15 protein-coding genes are annotated in these 17,852 nt (G+C 46.0%); 13 read left to right on the forward strand and 2 right to left on the reverse strand.

All coding sequences use genetic code 11. From position 1 onward, the window contains the following. Position 1 precedes the first annotated feature (1 nt). The 5 genes from recN (at position 2) to NXZ84_RS04310 (ending at position 5,899) form a co-directional block, all read left to right on the forward strand. Complete coding sequence (gene recN, locus NXZ84_RS04290) at positions 2–1,690, forward strand: DNA repair protein RecN (protein ID WP_258839042.1); 1,689 nt, start codon at positions 2–4, stop codon at positions 1,688–1,690. Positions 1,691–1,829: 139 nt separating this feature from the next. Next, a complete protein-coding gene (spoIVB, locus tag NXZ84_RS04295) occupies positions 1,830–3,161 on the forward strand; it encodes a SpoIVB peptidase (RefSeq protein ID WP_258839043.1) in 1,332 nt (443 codons plus the stop codon). 120 nt (positions 3,162–3,281) lie between these two features. Beyond that, positions 3,282–4,061 carry a sporulation transcription factor Spo0A gene (spo0A, locus tag NXZ84_RS04300; RefSeq protein ID WP_258839044.1) on the forward strand — a complete coding sequence of 260 codons (780 nt, stop codon included), beginning with the start codon at positions 3,282–3,284 and terminating at the stop codon, positions 4,059–4,061. Positions 4,062–4,140: 79 nt separating this feature from the next. Beyond that, a complete protein-coding gene (locus tag NXZ84_RS04305) occupies positions 4,141–4,827 on the forward strand; it encodes a glycosyltransferase family 2 protein (protein ID WP_258839045.1) in 687 nt (228 codons plus the stop codon). Between the two features lie 160 nt (positions 4,828–4,987). Then, the gene (locus NXZ84_RS04310; RefSeq protein ID WP_258839046.1) at positions 4,988–5,899 is read left to right on the forward strand and encodes a vanadium-dependent haloperoxidase; all 912 of its coding nucleotides are present in this window, start codon (positions 4,988–4,990) and stop codon (positions 5,897–5,899) included. 43 nt (positions 5,900–5,942) lie between these two features. Here the strand turns inward: NXZ84_RS04310 and NXZ84_RS04315 are convergent, their stop codons facing one another. Together NXZ84_RS04315 and NXZ84_RS04320 are read right to left on the reverse strand one after the other, a co-directional pair. Next, positions 5,943–6,905 (reverse strand): superoxide dismutase, encoded by a 963-nt coding sequence (locus tag NXZ84_RS04315; protein ID WP_258839047.1) that lies wholly within the window; start codon positions 6,903–6,905, stop codon positions 5,943–5,945. Between the two features lie 65 nt (positions 6,906–6,970). After that, positions 6,971–7,228, reverse strand: a complete 258-nt coding sequence (locus NXZ84_RS04320) for a DUF2627 domain-containing protein (protein WP_258839048.1) — start codon at positions 7,226–7,228, stop codon at positions 6,971–6,973. A gap of 164 nt (positions 7,229–7,392) precedes the next feature. Between NXZ84_RS04320 and NXZ84_RS04325 the strand changes: the two genes are divergently transcribed. From NXZ84_RS04325 to NXZ84_RS04360, 8 genes are all read left to right on the forward strand, one after another. Next, the gene (locus tag NXZ84_RS04325; protein WP_258839049.1) at positions 7,393–9,444 is read left to right on the forward strand and encodes a sigma-54 interaction domain-containing protein; all 2,052 of its coding nucleotides are present in this window, start codon (positions 7,393–7,395) and stop codon (positions 9,442–9,444) included. Between the two features lie 281 nt (positions 9,445–9,725). Continuing rightward, positions 9,726–10,646 (forward strand): phosphate butyryltransferase, encoded by a 921-nt coding sequence (locus NXZ84_RS04330; protein ID WP_258839050.1) that lies wholly within the window; start codon positions 9,726–9,728, stop codon positions 10,644–10,646. 17 nt (positions 10,647–10,663) lie between these two features. Then, positions 10,664–11,755, forward strand: coding sequence for a Glu/Leu/Phe/Val family dehydrogenase (locus NXZ84_RS04335; RefSeq protein ID WP_258839051.1), 1,092 nt, complete (start codon positions 10,664–10,666; stop codon positions 11,753–11,755). A gap of 148 nt (positions 11,756–11,903) precedes the next feature. Beyond that, positions 11,904–12,986, forward strand: coding sequence for a butyrate kinase (gene buk / locus NXZ84_RS04340; RefSeq protein WP_258840331.1), 1,083 nt, complete (start codon positions 11,904–11,906; stop codon positions 12,984–12,986). A gap of 26 nt (positions 12,987–13,012) precedes the next feature. Further along, the gene (gene lpdA / locus NXZ84_RS04345; RefSeq protein WP_258839052.1) at positions 13,013–14,437 is read left to right on the forward strand and encodes a dihydrolipoyl dehydrogenase; all 1,425 of its coding nucleotides are present in this window, start codon (positions 13,013–13,015) and stop codon (positions 14,435–14,437) included. Positions 14,438–14,469: 32 nt separating this feature from the next. Next, on the forward strand, positions 14,470–15,471 hold the full coding sequence (locus tag NXZ84_RS04350) for a thiamine pyrophosphate-dependent dehydrogenase E1 component subunit alpha (RefSeq protein ID WP_258839053.1): 1,002 nt from the start codon (positions 14,470–14,472) through the stop codon (positions 15,469–15,471). A gap of 12 nt (positions 15,472–15,483) precedes the next feature. Continuing rightward, positions 15,484–16,467, forward strand: coding sequence for an alpha-ketoacid dehydrogenase subunit beta (locus NXZ84_RS04355; protein ID WP_258839054.1), 984 nt, complete (start codon positions 15,484–15,486; stop codon positions 16,465–16,467). Positions 16,468–16,494: 27 nt separating this feature from the next. Beyond that, positions 16,495–17,814 (forward strand): dihydrolipoamide acetyltransferase family protein, encoded by a 1,320-nt coding sequence (locus tag NXZ84_RS04360; protein ID WP_258839055.1) that lies wholly within the window; start codon positions 16,495–16,497, stop codon positions 17,812–17,814. The last annotated feature ends 38 nt before the right edge of the window (positions 17,815–17,852 follow it).

A 17,852-nucleotide genomic window follows, 5' to 3' on the forward strand; every position in this document is an offset into this window, starting at 1 on the left:
AGTGTTAGTTGAACTGTCCATTCGTGACTTTGCTATTATCGAACAATTACATATGACATTTGACCAAGGCTTTCACGCTTTGACAGGGGAGACAGGAGCAGGAAAATCAATTTTGATCGATGCTCTCTCCCTTGTTGCAGGGGGACGTGGATCACAGGAGTTTATTCGGCATGGCTCCAAAAAGCTAGAAATTGAAGCTTTGTTCTCTATAGATGCGAATCATCGTGTTAATCCTTTACTAGAACAGGAGGGGATGGGGTCCGAAGATGAGTGGCTAGTAATCCGTAGAGAGATCACAAGCCAAGGAAAGAGCTTAGCGCGTGTAAACGGACGTGTGGTGACGCTGGCTTTTCTGCGTGAACTAGGGGCGATGTTGTTAGATATTCATGGTCAACATGAGCATCAATCATTTATGAATGTCGAATCTCACCTGGGATGGTTAGATGCGTATGGAGGCAGCAAACATATAGCGGACGTAAAAGCGTATCGTACACGCTTTGCAGAATATTACCAATTGAGACAGGCACAACAGGCATTACTTCAAAATGAAAAAGAAGTTGCGCAACGACTTGATCTTTTACGCTTTCAACACGAAGAGATCAGTGCAGCTCAACTTCAATGTGGAGAAGAAGAGGAGTTAGAAGCTGAAGAGCGTCGTCTTTCTCATGCAGAGCGCCTAATGAATGAAAGCTCGCAAGCTTTTTTACATCTACATGGAGATCAGCAAGGGTTGGAACAGATCTATACGGCAATGACTCATCTTGAAGAAATGGTAACTTACGATGAATCCCTTACGCCATTGCTAGAAGCGATGAACTCCACTTATTATCAGCTAGAAGAAGCGGCCAGAGAGCTGGGGCGTTATCGGGATCAGATTGAATACGATCCTGATCGTTTGGAGCAGATTGGGGAGCGACTTCATACTATCACTGGACTAAAACGTAAGTATGGACCAGAGGTGGAGGATGTACTTGCGCATGGAGAGAAAGTGGAAGCAGAGCTTTATCAATTAACCCATAGAGATCAGCAGAATGAGGAACTGGAGCAGAAGTTGGCTCTCCTTCGTCCTTTATTGGAAGAGGACGCAAGTAAGCTTCGGCTGCAACGAAGTAAATTGGCCCGTGAGATTGAGGATCGCATGGAGAAAGAGCTTGCCGATCTTAATATGGCACGAACGCAATTTAGCGTTAAAATGACGTCTACTCCTGAGCTGACAGAGTCAGGATATGATCGGGTGGAGTATTATATTTCACCTAATCCGGGTGAGCCGCTTAAACCACTGGTTAAAGTAGCGTCGGGTGGTGAGTTATCTCGCCTTATGCTGGCGATTAAGTCGTTGTTCGCACATACTGGTACAATGAACACACTGATTTTTGATGAGATTGATACGGGTGTGAGTGGCCGCGCGGCACAATCGATTGCAGAAAAAATGTCAGCCTTGGGTAAAGAACAACAAGTACTTTCCATCTCTCATTTACCACAGGTGGCATGCATGGCTGATACCCACTTTTATATATATAAACAAGTGGAGCAAGAACGAACGGTAACGCGAGTGCGCAAATTGGTAGGAGAAGAGCGTATTCATGAATTGGCTCGTATGCTCGGTGGTGTGGAAGTAACGGATACTACACGTCAACATGCACAGGAGATGCTTCGCTTAGCGCATAAAAATAAAGCTGCACTTCTTTAAACCCTTCCTGCGAGACTCGGATGGAGGGTTTTTGTGTGCACAGGAATCATTTGCGGGACATAAAAGCACGGACGCACGGAAACCTTAAGCTTACGATGACCCATCATCGCTAGTGGAGGTGTAGGCAAGGAGCAGGAGTGTGATCCGCTTGCAGCAAAAGAAAAAGAACTGGATAAAACTTATTGTTTTTGTGTGTATTGCATGGGGAGCTTTTGCTTCCTCATATCAACCGTCTATCACCTTTCCCAAGGAACTTCGCTTGATGACCGGAGCGCAGATGCCATTGCATGTCCCTTTGCCAGCTCTTGCTACGGCAACGGTATCCAATCCGGAAGTGGTGGAACTAAAGGGTGAGGGGATGAGTCAGATTGGGCCCTATCTAAAGAGACCAATGACGATGCTTTCAAAGCACAGGGGCGAATCGGACTTAACGTTTCATTTGTTTGGCAAGGTTCCCATTAAATCCGTTCATGTTTCTGTATTACCTGAGATAAGAGTTGTTCCAGGGGGACAATCGATCGGCGTGAAATTAAAGTCACAAGGCGTATTGGTTGTAGGCCATCACCATCTCAAGAAAGAGGAGCAGGGACGCGAGAAATCGCCTGTTTTTGTGGGGGATTACATCTTGTCGATCAACGGAGGGAAAGTAAGAGGGGTTCAGGATGTGGCTCGCACGATTCAAGAAGCGGGGCAACAAAAACAAACAGTGACGCTTGAGGTATTACGTAAAGGTAAGAAAAAGGATGTAGTAGTGAAACCCCAATATGATGATAGTGAAGGAATTTACCGCATTGGTTTATACATTCGTGATTCAGCAGCTGGTGTAGGCACTCTTACCTTTTTTGATCCTAAAAATGAGGTATATGGTGGATTAGGACATGTTATTGCTGATATTGACACAGGCGAACCGATTAAAGTGGGGGGCGGTCATGTCGTCCGTTCGAATGTAACCTCCATCGAACGAGGGACTTCAGGTGAACCAGGGGAAAAGAGAGCGATCTTTATGCAGGAAAATCATGTACTAGGTTCAATTGTGCGTAATACCTCATTCGGTATTTTTGGTGTGATGAAACATTCTCCTGACGGCGGTCAATATAAAGAACCTATTCCAGTAGGACTCGCTGAACAAGTAAAAGAAGGCCCGGCAGAGATTTTAACTGTGATTGAGGGTCAAAAAGTGGAGCGGTTTACGATAGAGATCCTCCATGTTACTGATCAAAAATTTCCAGCTACTAAAGGCATGATTATTCGCATTACTGACCCTAAGTTGTTGGAGAAGACAGGTGGCATTGTACAAGGAATGAGCGGTAGCCCTATTATTCAAGACGGGAAGCTGATTGGGGCAGTTACTCATGTATTTGTAAACGATCCCACCTCAGGTTACGCTACATTTATCGAGTGGATGTTACGAGATGCAGGAAGCTTTCCTCAAACAGCGGGTCTTCAACCAGCCCCGCTGTTTTCCCTGTGAGCATACGTTTACGGTAAATTTCGGAAGAAGTTCAATGGGTAATTGCAGGATTGAAGTCCATAGGTGTCGAAACCAGATAAGACAAATTAAGTGTATTTGCGGGATAAAGGAGCGGTTCGAGTGGATACCATTCGTGTGGTTTTAGCGGACGACAACAGAGAGTTTGCTGGGTTGTTGGAGGAATATTTATCAGAACAAGAGGATTTGGAAGTAATAGGGGTCGCACATCATGGGAATGAGGTCCTACACCTGATCGAAAAAGATCCGCCTGATGTACTTGTGTTAGACATTATTATGCCTCATCTCGATGGACTAGGTGTATTGGAGAGGTTACAGGAAAATAGCAATAAGATTGATCCTTTGCCAAAAGTGATTATGTTGACTGCATTTGGACAGGAGAACGTGACACAGCGCGCGGTGGAGCTAGGGGCAGACTATTATATCCTGAAGCCGTTTGACATGGAAGTATTGACCCATCGAATTCGGCAAGTAAGAGGGAAATTGACTCATACAATACGCTCTTCTTCAAATCAACAGAAAAAGGGTCCAAATCTAGAAGCGAGTATCACTCATGTCATTCACGAAATCGGTGTTCCTGCCCACATCAAAGGGTATCTCTACCTGCGTGACGCTATTCATATGGTGTATAACGAAGTGGAGCTTCTAGGGGCAATTACAAAGACGTTATACCCACGCATTGCAGATAAATACGATACCACAGCGAGTCGGGTGGAGCGAGCGATACGGCATGCGATTGAGGTAGCGTGGAGTCGTGGGAATATGGAGTCGATCCGCAGTTTGTTCGGGTATACGATTAATGTGACCAAGGCGAAACCGACAAACAGTGAATTTATCGCGATGGTGGCAGATAAGTTGCGTATTGAGCATAAAGTAGGTTAGAAAATGGCAGTAATTGCTCCACATGGGGGTTTGGTTCGCTCCTCATACTATAGAAAATGGTGAACAAGGAGAAAACCTGATGGAGCAACCGTTGATTAGCGCTATTATCGCGACGAGGAATGAGGCTGAATCCTTACGTCAAACATTAAAAGTACTACGTCGTTCTCGTCGGATCGATGAGGTGATCGTAGTCGATCACGGAAGTACAGATCATACCGGAGCAGTAGCTAGACGTTATGCAGATCGTATGATATCAAGGAAAGAGGGCTGGGGAGCAGCTTGGCTAGAAGGAATGCAGGCTGCTAGGGGGGCAATATTTTTACTGTTGGATGCGCAAGCAAAAGAACGCGCGAAATTGTCGCATGCCCTGATCTCACCCCTTCTCCAAGGTGAGGCGGATATGACGCTTGCGCATTATCCGGCTGAAGGCAGTGCCAACTGCATTCCATTGGTGCGGCGCTTAGCCTCTTATGGAGTACGTACGCTTACCGGACATTCGTTTCAAGCCTCTTTTTCCGGTCAACGGGCACTACGAAGAGAAATTATGTCTAGTTTAATTTACCGACCAACAGGACGAGGGATGGAACTGGGGATGATGGTACAAGCGCTCGCAAATGGTTACGTGGTAAAAGAAATTCCGTTGCCTCTAGGCTTTCATCACCTTTATAAGCGGGCAAATCTATGGAAAAGCTGTGCGGAAGCGATTGGGATCATTTCTGCATTTCTACATTTGTGGAGGGTGTCTAAGTTGTCAGCACCATCGTAAGTGGGCAATCTACGGATGTAAGGGACGAACTTTCAAACTATGTGCTCCATGTTTGTCAGTGATGGAATGGACTATTTTTCTAGTGAATACTCCTATTTTTACGAACAGGAAACCTCACTTTTACATAAGATGCTAAGGAATGAAAGTGAGGTGGTTGACAGTGAAATATAAACGTTGGACAGATTTACCTTATGCAGGGGAGTCTCATCCTCCTGACAATGCGGAACAGCCTTATGCAGGCACTTGGCCACTCGTCTTTATCCAGCGATCTCAAAATGGAATATTTGTAGATGGCAATAGAAACCCAGTCGGCTTGGTTCGTGATCCGAGTACGATTGATTGGGAAGATCAATTAGCAGAGGTGAAAGAGACATCGCGTCGATTAACGACCAAACAGATTACAATCGCACAGTACTGGGGAGCAGGTCCTGCTCCTAAGCAATGGACACCGATCGCCGATAAGTTGATAGATACTTACTATTCAGCTAAAAAACCTGAAAATTTGATCGTTTCCGCACCATGGTGTGGACGTATTTTAGCTGCCCTTCATGGCGCGATTAATGACGCTTTTGTTATTGCATGGTACCTAAAATATCGTTTAAATGTGGCTCGTCCTAATCAATATGATCCCGAATTGGCTACGGTGCTTTGTACACCACGACATCCTTCTTATGTATCGGGACATGCTGCCGTTGCGGGTGCTGCCTCCACCATCTTATCTTATTTTTTTCCTTCACATGAGCAAAAATTGACTAATCTAGCAGAAGAAGCTGCTATGTCTCGTCTCTTCGCGCTTGTTCATTTTCCAGTCGATAATAGGCAAGGCTTGCGCTTGGGACGAGAAATAGGGAATGCTGTTATTAGAGAGTTAATCCGCGAACGCGATGGTGAAGGAGCACCTGTTGATGTACCCGTGACAGAAACCCAGGATGTTGCTTTAGCTCCACCCCCATACGATCAGGCTCTTCCATATCCATTTCCGCAAAAGTGTCAGTCTAAGGTTTTGCCGCCATGCAAAAAAAAGAGGCGCAAGTCGAAGAAGAGCGGTTACCGCTACTCAAAGGGAAAATAGGGATATAAGGGGGCCTGTTCAGAAACGCTGAAGGTCTCCTTCTTTATGAGGTTAGCTTTATACATTGTGCTTGCTTGAGACGACGGGCTACATAGGGCCATGAGACCACATTCCACCATGCAGATATATAGTCACCACGTCGATTATTGTACTTTAAATAATAAGCATGTTCCCATACATCCAAGGGAAGGATTGGGATGGCATTCCACTGGGTCCCGTTTTGATGCTTCTCTACACTTGAGATTTCAAGGTGGCGTGCGCTTGCATTCCAGGTAAGAATAGCCCATCCACTACCCTCTACTTTTTCTGCAGCGGAAGAAAATTGGTCTTTCATCGCTGAGATACTGCCGAAATAGGATTCAATGTCCTGTTGTAATTCACCTGTGGGTTCCCCACCCCCGTTTGGATTCATAACATTCCAGAAAAGAGTATGCAAATAATTACCCGCTCCATTAAAAGCGAGTTGATTTTCCCAATAGGATATATAAGAATAATCGCGTTTTTGACGAGCGTGAGCAAGCGCAATTTCTGCTTGGTTTAGTCCTTTTACATAAGCGCGATGATGGATATCATGATGAAGATGCATCGTTTTTTCATCGATATAAGGTTCTAATGCATTGTATGGATAGGGAAGAGGGGGAAGACGGTGTTCACCAATAGGTACGGGCTTACGAACAACAGGGGTTGTCTCGGAGGTAAGGGCAGGCATGTCTACCGAAGTGGGATCTGTCGTCGATGCTTTTTGGGGCATGTGCTGAGAATTGGAAAGCATCTGCATTGTAAGATGATGATATAGATGCCAAGCAGTACGTGTCATGGTTGTAAGGGTAGGCAGATCATGGCTTCCCCATTGGGACTGTTGGGCAATCCACTGAAATTGTTTTTCTATTCGGTTCAAATCGGAGAGGGGGATCGTCGTCTTTTTCGTTTGTTTTAATTGGTCGAGGAGCCATAATCCATTCTGGCTAATACTAAAAGATTGCTCGCGGAAATGAGATTGGTACATCATCACTCCTCCTTCGTTTGTCACTATGAATAAGGTATGAGTGTGGGAGGAGGAGGATGTCAAAATCACTTCTTTTTTCGACGAAGGATTTTTTGAATCATAGGTTGTACATAATTTCGCTTTGCATCGTGTCGTAGAATAAAACCACCGATAAAGATCAAACCGCTGAAAAAGAGCAGGAAACCTCCGATAAAAGGAAACCAAGCCAACCCTTCACCGGCCAAGGCATTGAAGATGGCATCGCGCATTAATGTCCATCCATAAATGCTGAGCCCTCCTGGAATTACTAGGATGAAAAGGGCGATAATACGTTGGGTGACCATATGAGTTCAACTACCTTTCTTATCAGGTGATCGCTTTTAAACCCTCCTCTATCGTAACGCATTTATTCCCCTTTGACTATGTAGGTGCTAGGTGAATCAACAAAGGTTCATATAAAAATCATATGATAAAATAGAGAAAAAGGTGCGGGGATAGGGGGATGGCGATGAAGAAGATGTTAATAGTGGGCGCAGGTAATGGCGGGATGGCCCTGTTGCGAACCATTCACGGGTTGAACAATATTGCAGTTGTAGGTGTTGTCGACCTTGACCCTGGGGCCCCCGCTATGAAGCTAGCTCGTACTTTAGGTATTGACACGGGTCAAGATGTCCAGCCGTTTCTTCATTTTCGCCCTGATGTCATATTGGAAGTAACGGGGCAGAGTCAGGTGTATGAGCGGTTATGCTCGCAAGTAGAGACAGGTACATTGGTTGTATCGGGAGCGGTAGCTAGTCTGATGCTCCAACTGATAGCGGAAAAAGAGAAGTGGTTTGATGCATGGCGAATTCGGCAACGTGAATTAGATGCCATCTTAAATTCAACACATGACGGCATGATTGCGGTTAATCGTGATGGCAATGTGACCCTGTTTAATCGAGCGGCAGAACGTCTTATCGGACTTTCGGCGAAAGAAGTGATGAATACATGGATTGAAGATTCGATTCCCAATACACGTCTCGATCACGTTTTACGAAGCGGGATACCCGAATTAAATCAGCGCCAAAGGTTACCAAATGATGTTAGTATCGTTACAAACCGAGTTCCAGTAACGACGAAAAGTGGAGAAGTGATTGGAGCGGTGGCTGTTTTTCGCGATGTGACGGATGTACTTTCCCTAACGCAACAAGTGACGGATTTGACGAGTATGAAGTCTCACTTGCAAGCGATTATCAACTCTTCCGATGATGCGATTTCCGTGGTCGATACAGCCGGCAATGGTTTGTTGATCAATCCAGCATATACGAGATTGACAGGGCTATCTCCTGAAGAGGTGATTGGTAAACCAGCGGAAACAGATATCTCTGAAGGAGAAAGCATTCATATGAAGGTGTTGCGAACGAAGAAGGCGATTCGTGGGGCACATATGAAAGTGGGGCCCTTGCGAAAAGATGTAGTGGTAAATGTTGCTCCTATCATCATTGGAGGTGAACAAAAAGGAAGCGTTGGTATTATCCATGATATGTCGGAGATGAAGTCGCTGTATAGTGAGTTAGAAAAGGCACGGCGTATTATTCGCACGTTGGAGGCGAAGTATACGTTCTCAGATATTATCGGGGAGAGTGAAGTGATGCAGACTGCCTTTGAGCAAGCGCGGCAAGCTGCACGCACACCGGCCACGGTATTGTTGCGGGGAGAATCAGGTACAGGCAAAGAGCTCTTTGCCCATGCAATTCATCATGATTCAGACCGTAAGTATCATCAATTCGTTCGTGTTAATTGTGCCGCTATATCTGAGTCTCTTTTGGAGAGTGAGTTATTTGGCTATGAAGAAGGGGCTTTTACTGGAGCGCGCCGAGGAGGAAAAAAAGGGTTGTTTGAAGAGGCGAGCGGTGGCACCATTTTCCTCGATGAAATTGGTGAGTTAGCTCCTGGAATTCAGGCAAAACTGTTACGTGTTCTTCAAGAAAAAGAGGTTGTACGGGTGGGAGGAACCAAACCGATTCCCATCAACGTACGGGTATTGGCAGCGACCAATGTGGATTTAGAGTTAGCGATTACAGAACAACGCTTTCGTAAAGACCTTTTTTATCGCCTAAATGTGTTTCCTATTTTTATTCCCCCACTCCGAGAACGGATGGAGGATTTGGGGGCACTCTCCATCTATTTAATTAAGAAATACAATCAGGAGTACGGGCGAAATGTAGAGGAAATTGATGCGGAAGCAGTCGCCGAATTAAGCCGCTATCATTGGCCGGGGAATGTGAGGGAATTGGAAAACATGCTGGGACGTGCAATGATCCACATGCCTTTTCACGAACAAGTGATGCATCTGTCGCACCTGCCTGTGTTAGTAGAGGAGAGGGTAATAGAGAAGAGCAGCAGTATAAAACAGGAGAATGGAGAGCGGTCGCTACAAGAGGTGTTGGAGGAAACAGAACGTCAACATATTGAGCAAATTTTACTTACCCAACAGGGGAACAAGACAGCTACAGCAAGACAGCTAGACATTTCTGTTCGAAGTTTATATTACAAACTTAAAAAGTATGGGTTAGAATAGAAAGCGGTGTTACAAACAGCAATCGTAATAAGAAGTAGATATTCCCTGCAAATCCTTGCCTGCAAAATCTTGCGCTATATCTGCAAAATATTGCAGAGTTTGAATGAGGCGAGGAATGAAAAGCTAGATGTGAAAAAAATATTTCTAGTGTTAAAGCCGTATTCCCTCTTTTTTTGATGATGGATAGCTATGTTGGCATGAGAATTGCTTCTATTGTATGGTGAAAGGCTTACACGCCAATTCTAGAACATAAGGAAATGTAGAAAGACGAGGTGGGACAGATGACTCCCCTACGTCACTTTGACCAGGTGATTAACTCTGTTAAGGCGAATGAGCCGGTAACAATTGCGGTGGCTGCGGCTGCCGATCATCATGTGATGGAAGCAGTGATAGATGCACATCAACAAGGGATTGCTCGATTTATTTTAATTGATGATCAAGAAAAAATGGAGCGGATTGCAGCACATCATTCCTTTTCATTAACGGATGTAGAAGTGATGCATCAACCCGAACTTACACAGACGGCAAGGGACGCTGTCCGTGCGGTGCATGATCGAAAAGCGAATATTGTCATGAAAGGCATGATCCAAACAGCAGATTTTTTGCGAGCCGTTCTGCATAAAGAATATGGGCTAGCTAAGGGTGGAGTGTTAAGTCATATTGCGGCTTTTCAAATACCTGGATATGATCGGCTTGTCTTGGTGACAGATTCTGGGCTTAACATAGCCCCTACCTTGAAGGAAAAGGTACAGATCATCGAAAATGCAATCTCTTTAAGTCATTCTATCGGTGTGAGAGAACCTAAAGTAGCATTACTAGGAGCCATTGAATTGGTTAATCCCAATATGCCAGCAACGATGGATGCGGCTGTGCTGACGCAGATGAATCGTCGTGGGCAGATTCGCGGAGCTCTTATTGATGGGCCGTTGGCATTGGATAATGCGATCTCTTTGGCTGCAGCTGAGCAAAAAGGGATCGAAAGTGAAGTAGCGGGGATGGCAGATGTCCTGGTGGTACCTAATATCGAATCTGGTAATATTCTTTATAAATCTCTTTCGTACTTTGCACACAGCCAGATTGGCTCACTCGTGGTGGGAGCAAGTGCTCCAGTAGTGCTCACGTCACGCTCGGATGGGCATCAGAATAAGCTTCGGTCGATTGCATTGGCTGTGTTGCAGGCGCGACAACAATTAAGCAAGTAAACAAGGGGGAGTTTGCAATGAACTTATTTACACGCATGGAAGAATACGATTATGAGCAGTTGGTATTCTGTCATGATAAAAACTCCGGTCTCAAGGCCATTATATGTATTCACGATACGACGTTAGGCCCTGCCTTGGGTGGAACGCGGATGTGGACGTATGAGTCAGAAGAAGAAGCAGTTGAAGATGTATTGCGACTCGCACGGGGGATGACGTACAAGAATGCGGCTGCTGGTTTAAATATAGGTGGCGGTAAGACGGTAATCATCGGTGATCCGAAAAAAGATAAGAGTGAAGAGATGTTTCGTGCTTTTGGCCGTTATATCCAAGGACTAAATGGCCGCTACATCACTGCGGAAGATGTGGGCACGACGGTGGAAGATATGGATCTCATTCACCAGGAGACGCGTTTTGTGACCGGGGTTTCACCCGAGTTTGGTTCTAGTGGAAATCCCTCTCCGGTAACGGCGTACGGTGTTTATCGGGGTGTGAAAGCGGCTGCTAAAGAGGCTTTTGGCGATGATGATCTCACCGGGAAAACGATAGCGGTACAAGGGGTAGGAAGTGTAGCATATACCTTGTGTAAACACTTACATGAGGAAGGTGCAAAATTGATTGTAACAGATATTAACAAACAAAATATGGAGCGTGCTGTGCGTGACTTTGGAGCGGAAACTGTCCCTCCGGATAAGATCTACGATGTAGCATGTGATATTTTCTCCCCATGTGCATTAGGTGCGATTATTAATGACGACACTCTTCCTCGTTTACAATGTAAAGTGATTGCTGGAGCTGCTAATAATCAATTACAGGCAGATCGTCATGGGAAAGAACTTCAAGAGCGCGGGATTGTGTATGCGCCTGATTATGTAATCAATGCGGGTGGTGTCTTTAACGTGGCCGATGAACTGCATGGATATAACCGTGAACGCGCGATGAAGAGGGTGGAAACGATTTACGATAATATCGAGCGTGTGTTTGCGATCGCTAAGCGAGACGGGATTCCCAGTAACCTGGCAGCTGATCGGATGGCAGAAGAGCGGATCGCCTCCGTTCGTCAATCGCGCAGTATGTTTTTACGTAATGAACATAGTATTTTAGACCGGTAACAGTCTGTTTAGATCAAGCTCCATTCGTCATCTCAGGCATGAAAATGTAAGTTTGAGAATGTCGCTACTTAATATAGAATCAGCGAATGGAGCCTCAGTGATAAAGAAACCTTAATGTGTGGATGTATGGAGAAATGGAGTGTTGGCTGTGCAAGAAACGATTCGGGTATTAGCGATCAACCCGGGTTCGACTTCCACCAAAATCGCAGTTTATGATAATGAAAAAGAAGTCGTAGTTGAGACGTTGCGCCACGACGGAGAGACGCTCTCCCGTTTTACGGAGCTGTTTGATCAGTATAAGTACCGTAAAGAGTTAATTTTAGAGACATTAGACCGGGAAGGTATTAATCTTACTCGTTTAAAGGCAGTTGTCGGTAGGGGTGGCTTGCTTCGTCCTATTCCGGGAGGAACGTATCGGGTTAATGAAGAAATGATTAACGACCTCAAGTCTGGCAAATATGGGATTCATGCGTCCAACTTGGGTGCAGTTTTAGCATATGAAATTGCGGATAGTTTAAACCTTCCCTCGTATATTGTCGATCCCGTGGTGGTGGACGAATATGAACCGATTGCTCGGATTTCAGGAGTCCCAGAAATCGAACGACGTAGCATCTTTCATGCGCTCAATCAAAAAGCGGTTGCCCGTCGTGTCGCTACTCAGATGGGACGAGCATATGAAGACCTCAACCTGATCGTAGCCCACATGGGTGGGGGGATAACGATTGGTGCTCATCAACGAGGGCGTGTAATTGATGTGAATAACGGTTTGCATGGAGAAGGCCCTTTTTCTCCTGAACGTGCAGGAACTCTGCCTGTGGGTGACCTGATCGCACTTAGCTTTTCTGGTAAATTTTTTGCGAGTGAAATTATGAAAATGATTGTAGGGCGCGGGGGATTGATGGGGTATTTAGGTACCAATGATGCGCGGGAAGTTGAAGAACGAGTGGAGCGTGGAGATGAAGAAGCGCGCCTGGTATATGAGGCGATGGCGTATCAAGTTGCTAAGGAGATCGGTGCTTATGCGACCGTTTTAGAGGGTAAAGTGGATCAGATTATTTTAACTGGTGGGCTTGCGTACGGAAAAGAGTATTGCGGCTGGATTGAAGAGCGAGTTTCCTGGATTGCTGATGTACGGGTGGTTCCGGGAGAAAATGAGATGCAAGCGCTTACAGAAGGGGCTTTGCGTGTTTTACGTGGTCAAGAGGAAGCCGCTACATACGAAGCGGGATAAAGAAGAAAGCGAAAGGAGTGGATGAAATGGCCAATAATTATGATGTGGTCGTGCTAGGAGCAGGTCCTGGTGGCTATGTAGCAGCGATTCGGGCGGCGCAGATGGGTAAGAAAGTGGCTGTTGTTGAAAAAGAAAAGGTAGGCGGAGTATGTCTTCACAAGGGATGTATTCCTTCTAAGTCGATGTTGCGTTCTGCTGAGTTATTTCATCAAATGCAGGCGAGTGAAGAGTATGGTATTAAGGTAGGCGATGTGCAGCTCGATATGAAACTGGTACAGAAACGAAAGAGTGGTGTGGTGGATCAGTTGCATAAAGGAGTTCAGCATCTCCTAAAGCAAAATGGTGTGTCTGTATATGAAGGGATTGGGCGAATCCTTGGGCCTTCCATTTTTTCACCACAACCGGGCACGATCGCAGTGGAAAAAAAGGATGGAAGTGAAGCAGAAATGTTGATTCCAGAAAACGTGATCATTGCGACGGGATCACGTCCACGCTCACTTCCTGGATTAGAAGTAGATGGTCAATATGTGCTCAATTCCGATCATGCATTGGAAATGAAAAGTTTACCTAAATCTATCGTGATCATCGGTGGTGGAGTTATCGGTATTGAGTGGGCATCGATGCTCAATGATTTCGGGGTAGAGGTAACAGTGGTTGAATTTGCAGATCGAATCTTACCATTTGAGGATGAAGAGGTAAGCAAAGAGATGAACCGCCTGCTTAAAAAGAGAAAGGTTACGGTACACACAAAGGCGAAAGTATTGTCGGAGAGTGTAGAGGTAGAAGGTGGGAAAGTCCGATTGCGTGCCGATAAGGGTGGGGATACACTTGAGCTGGAAGCCGAGCGTCTCCTTGTCAGTGTGGGTAGGGTGGCCAACACAGAAGGAATCGGCTTAGAAAATACGGCAATTAAGGTAGATAAAGGTCTTGTGCAAGTAAATGAGTATATGCAGACCGCAGAGTCGCATATCTATGCCATTGGAGACGTTGTGGGAGGATACCAGTTGGCTCACGTTGCTTCGCATGAGGGAATTACGGCAGTAGAGCATATGATGGAGGGAGACCCACATCCATTAGAAGCAACCATGATTCCACGGTGTACGTATAGTCGGCCTGAAGTGGGCAGTATCGGCTTGTCTGAGCGCGAGGCAAAAGAGCAAGGACATGCGGTAAAAGTAGGGAAATTGCCTTTCCGTTCTATTGGTAAATCGGTTGTCTATGGTGAAGTGGACGGCTTTATTAAGATTATTTCCGATGAGAAGACGCACGATCTGTTGGGCGTGCATATTATCGGACCGCATGCGACGGATTTGATCTCAGAGGCAGGTTTAGCTAAAGTACTGGACGCGACTCCATGGGAAATCGCTTCGACCCTACACCCACATCCGACGTTATCGGAGATTTATGCTGAAGGAGCAATGAAAGTAGACGGTAAAGCGATTCACGGATAATAGAAGTAACATCATTGATGGGAGGGAATTTTATGACAACAGCGCGCCATATTCAATTAGGTTTAACAGATGAAGAAGTCCTTAGTATGTATCGTTATATGTTACTCGCACGGCGCATCGACGAGCGTATGTGGCTTCTTAACCGGGCAGGTAAGATTCCGTTTGTTATTTCTTGCCAAGGGCAAGAAGGAACGCAAGTGGGAGCGACGTTTGCTCTCGATCGGGAAAAAGATTGGCTTTGCCCCTATTATCGTGATCTAGGCATGGCTCTTGTCTTTGGCCAGACAGCACAAGATCAGATGCTGTGTGCATTTGCGCGTAGAGATGAGCCTAACAGTGGCGGTCGACAGATGCCTGGTCATTATGGCGATGTACGTTATCGCATCGTATCTGGCTCCAGCCCCGTAACGACACAGCTACTCCATGCTGTGGGAATTGGGTTAGCCGGGAAGATGGAAGGAAAAGATCACGTGGCACTTACCTGTTTTGGTGAGGGATCGAGTAACCAGGGAGATTTTCATGAGGGGTTAAACTTTGCCGGGGTACATAAACTGCCGGTCATCTTCCTTTGTCAAAATAACAAATATGCGATATCTGTGCCGCTCAGCAAACAATTGGCGGGAGGAAGTGTTGCCGCACGTGGGGCTGGTTACGGCATGCCTGGTATACAGGTAGATGGCAACGATCCACTAGCGGTCTACGAAGCGACGAAAGAAGCAGTTGAGCGGGCTCGCCGAGGGGATGGACCTACGTTGATTGAGGCGATCTCTTATCGTCTGGTTCCCCATTCTAGCGATGATGATGATAGTACGTATCGCGAAAAGAAAGAAGTAGAAGAGGCACGTAGTAAAGACTCCCTGCTGTTTTTAAAGTCTTATCTTTACGAGGTAGGCGTCTTAACAGAGGAGAAGGAAGCTACGATGAATGATGAAATCGCGCGTGAGATTGACGAAGCGACTGATTTTGGTGAGAGTGCCCCACAACCTGATCCAGGTGAGATGGCCAAATACGTATATGCAGAGGATGCGGAATAGGAGGCGAGTGAGATGCCGGTAATCTCTTATATTGATGCAGTAACAAAAGCATTGGCGGAAGAAATGCGTCGAGATGAAAATGTGTTTATCCTGGGTGAAGACGTAGGCGTACGTGGGGGTGTGTTTCGTGCGACAGCTGGACTGATCGAAGAGTTTGGCGAAGAACGCGTTCTGGATACGCCTTTGACAGAGTCGGCGATTGCGGGGGTGTCGATCGGGGCGTCCGTTTACGGCAAGCGCCCTGTAGCAGAAATGCAGTTTGCTGATTTTATTATGCCAGCCATCAATCAGATTGTAAGTGAAGCAGCAAAGATGCGCTACCGCTCAAACAATACTTTTCACTGTCCGATGGTGATCCGTGCCCCTTACGGTGGCGGTGTGCACGGGGCGTTGTATCATTCACAAAGTGTAGAAGCGATGTTTACCTCTGTACCCGGTTTAAAGGTGGTTATGCCTTCCACTCCTTATGATGTAAAAGGATTGTTAAAAGCGGCCATTCGAGATGAAGACCCTGTCTTGTTCTTTGAACATAAACGCTGTTATCGTTTGATTAAAGGAGAGGTACCAGAGGAAGATTATACTTTACCGATTGGAAAAGCAGATGTGAAGCGGGAAGGGACAGATGTGACTGTGATCTCATACGGTCTTTCCCTCCATTTTTCCTTACAAGCGGCAGAACAATTAGAAAAAGAGGGCATCAGCACCCATGTCCTCGATCTACGCACAGTTCAACCACTAGATAAAGAAGCAATTTTAGAAGCGACAGCAAAAACTGGAAAAGTATTGATTGTACATGAAGATAATAAGACAGGCGGTGTAGGGGGCGAAGTATCTGCCATTATTGCTGAAGAAGCCCTGTTTGAATTGGATGCTCCGATTCAGCGTCTGTGTGGACCAGACGTACCGGCGATGCCATATAGTGGTCCGTTAGAAAAAGAATTTATGCTTAATCCAGAAAAAGTAGCCAACGCGATTCGTCAATTAGCCCAGTTTTAATCGTGAGTGTTGGAAGGAGGAATTGAGATGGCAACAAACGTAACCATGCCACAGCTAGGTGAAAGTGTTACCGAAGGGACAATCTCTAAATGGCTAGTTTCACCAGGGGACGAAGTCTCTAAGTACCAACCCTTGTGTGAAGTGGAAACAGATAAAGTAAATGCAGAAGTGCCTGCAACATTTGCTGGTAAAGTTACTGAGCTGCTAGCAGAAGAGGGGCAGACGATGGCGGTAGGCGAACTGATCTGTCGCATTCAACAAGAGGGAGATACAGCCACAGCCGCAGCGGATGATGCAGCAAGCGCACCGAAGCAGACGGAAGCGGAATCAGCTCCCACATCCACCCCTGCGAAAGAGAAAGCGACATCTGCCTCTACAGAAGATCGCTCTTTAAAAGCGCGTTATTCTCCTGCAGTGATGCGGCTGGCACAAGAGCATGATATTGAATTAACTCAGGTAGCAGGAACAGGTAAAGGCGGCCGAATTACGCGTAAAGATATTTTGCAGGTGATTGAACAAGGTGGCACTCCTGCGACATCATCACCATCAGCACCCGCAGCAGAATCACAGGCTTCGACAGCATCTGCTTCTGTACCAGCAGCAAGCAGTACACCGTCTGTATCAACAGCCTCTTCCGGCATCTCACTCGAGGAGGGTGATCGGGAAATTCCCCTTACAACGGTGCGTAAAACGATTGCACAGCGCATGACGCAAAGTAAGCATGAAGCTCCACATGCGTGGACGATGGTGGAAGCAGACGTTACAGGACTTGTCCAATTGCGGAAGAAAATAAAAGACGACTTTAAACAGCGTGAAGGTATTAGTCTTACGTATATGCCATTTTTCATCAAAGCGGTTGTTGACTCGATGAAAGAGTTTCCACATCTTAACTCTGTCTGGGGCGGGGACAAAATCATATTGAAGAAGCGGATTAACATTTCGATCGCAGTGGCGACCGATGATGCGCTTTATGTTCCTGTTATTCACGATGCCGATGAGAAAAGCGTGTTAGGATTAGCAAAAGCCGTTCACCGCTTAGCGGAAAAAACGCGTGAAGGCAAGTTGTCGATGCAAGATTTGCAAGGTGGGACCTTTACTGTCAATAATACGGGTTCTTTTGGCTCCATCGCTTCACAGCCGATTATCAACTACCCACAGGCGGCTATTATTTCGATGGAATCCATTGTGAAAAAACCTGTGATCAAGGATGATATGATCGCGGTGCGTGACCTGGTAAACCTATGCCTCTCCTTAGATCACCGTATCTTGGATGGTTTGATGGCAGGACGATTCCTCCAACGTGTGAAAGAACGTTTGGAAGCGTATGGACCAGATACACAGTTGTAAGGTTATGAGATCATGATCGTGTTATGTAGGAGGGGCGG

It is taken from the genome of Mechercharimyces sp. CAU 1602 (assembly GCF_024753565.1).
Lineage (GTDB): Bacteria > Bacillota > Bacilli > Thermoactinomycetales > JANTPT01 > Mechercharimyces.

Coding starts and splice junctions, on each gene's coding strand:
- NXZ84_RS04305 (WP_258839045.1), top strand. CDS start 4,141: ATGGAGCAACCGTTGATTAGCGCTATTATCGCGACGAGGAATGAGGCT.
- NXZ84_RS04335 (WP_258839051.1), top strand. CDS start 10,664: ATGAACTTATTTACACGCATGGAAGAATACGATTATGAGCAGTTGGTA.
- NXZ84_RS04360 (WP_258839055.1), top strand. CDS start 16,495: ATGGCAACAAACGTAACCATGCCACAGCTAGGTGAAAGTGTTACCGAA.
- NXZ84_RS04315 (WP_258839047.1), bottom strand. CDS start 6,905: ATGTACCAATCTCATTTCCGCGAGCAATCTTTTAGTATTAGCCAGAAT.
- NXZ84_RS04325 (WP_258839049.1), top strand. CDS start 7,393: ATGAAGAAGATGTTAATAGTGGGCGCAGGTAATGGCGGGATGGCCCTG.
- NXZ84_RS04350 (WP_258839053.1), top strand. CDS start 14,470: ATGACAACAGCGCGCCATATTCAATTAGGTTTAACAGATGAAGAAGTC.
- NXZ84_RS04320 (WP_258839048.1), bottom strand. CDS start 7,228: ATGGTCACCCAACGTATTATCGCCCTTTTCATCCTAGTAATTCCAGGA.
- NXZ84_RS04355 (WP_258839054.1), top strand. CDS start 15,484: ATGCCGGTAATCTCTTATATTGATGCAGTAACAAAAGCATTGGCGGAA.
- lpdA (WP_258839052.1), top strand. CDS start 13,013: ATGGCCAATAATTATGATGTGGTCGTGCTAGGAGCAGGTCCTGGTGGC.
- NXZ84_RS04330 (WP_258839050.1), top strand. CDS start 9,726: ATGACTCCCCTACGTCACTTTGACCAGGTGATTAACTCTGTTAAGGCG.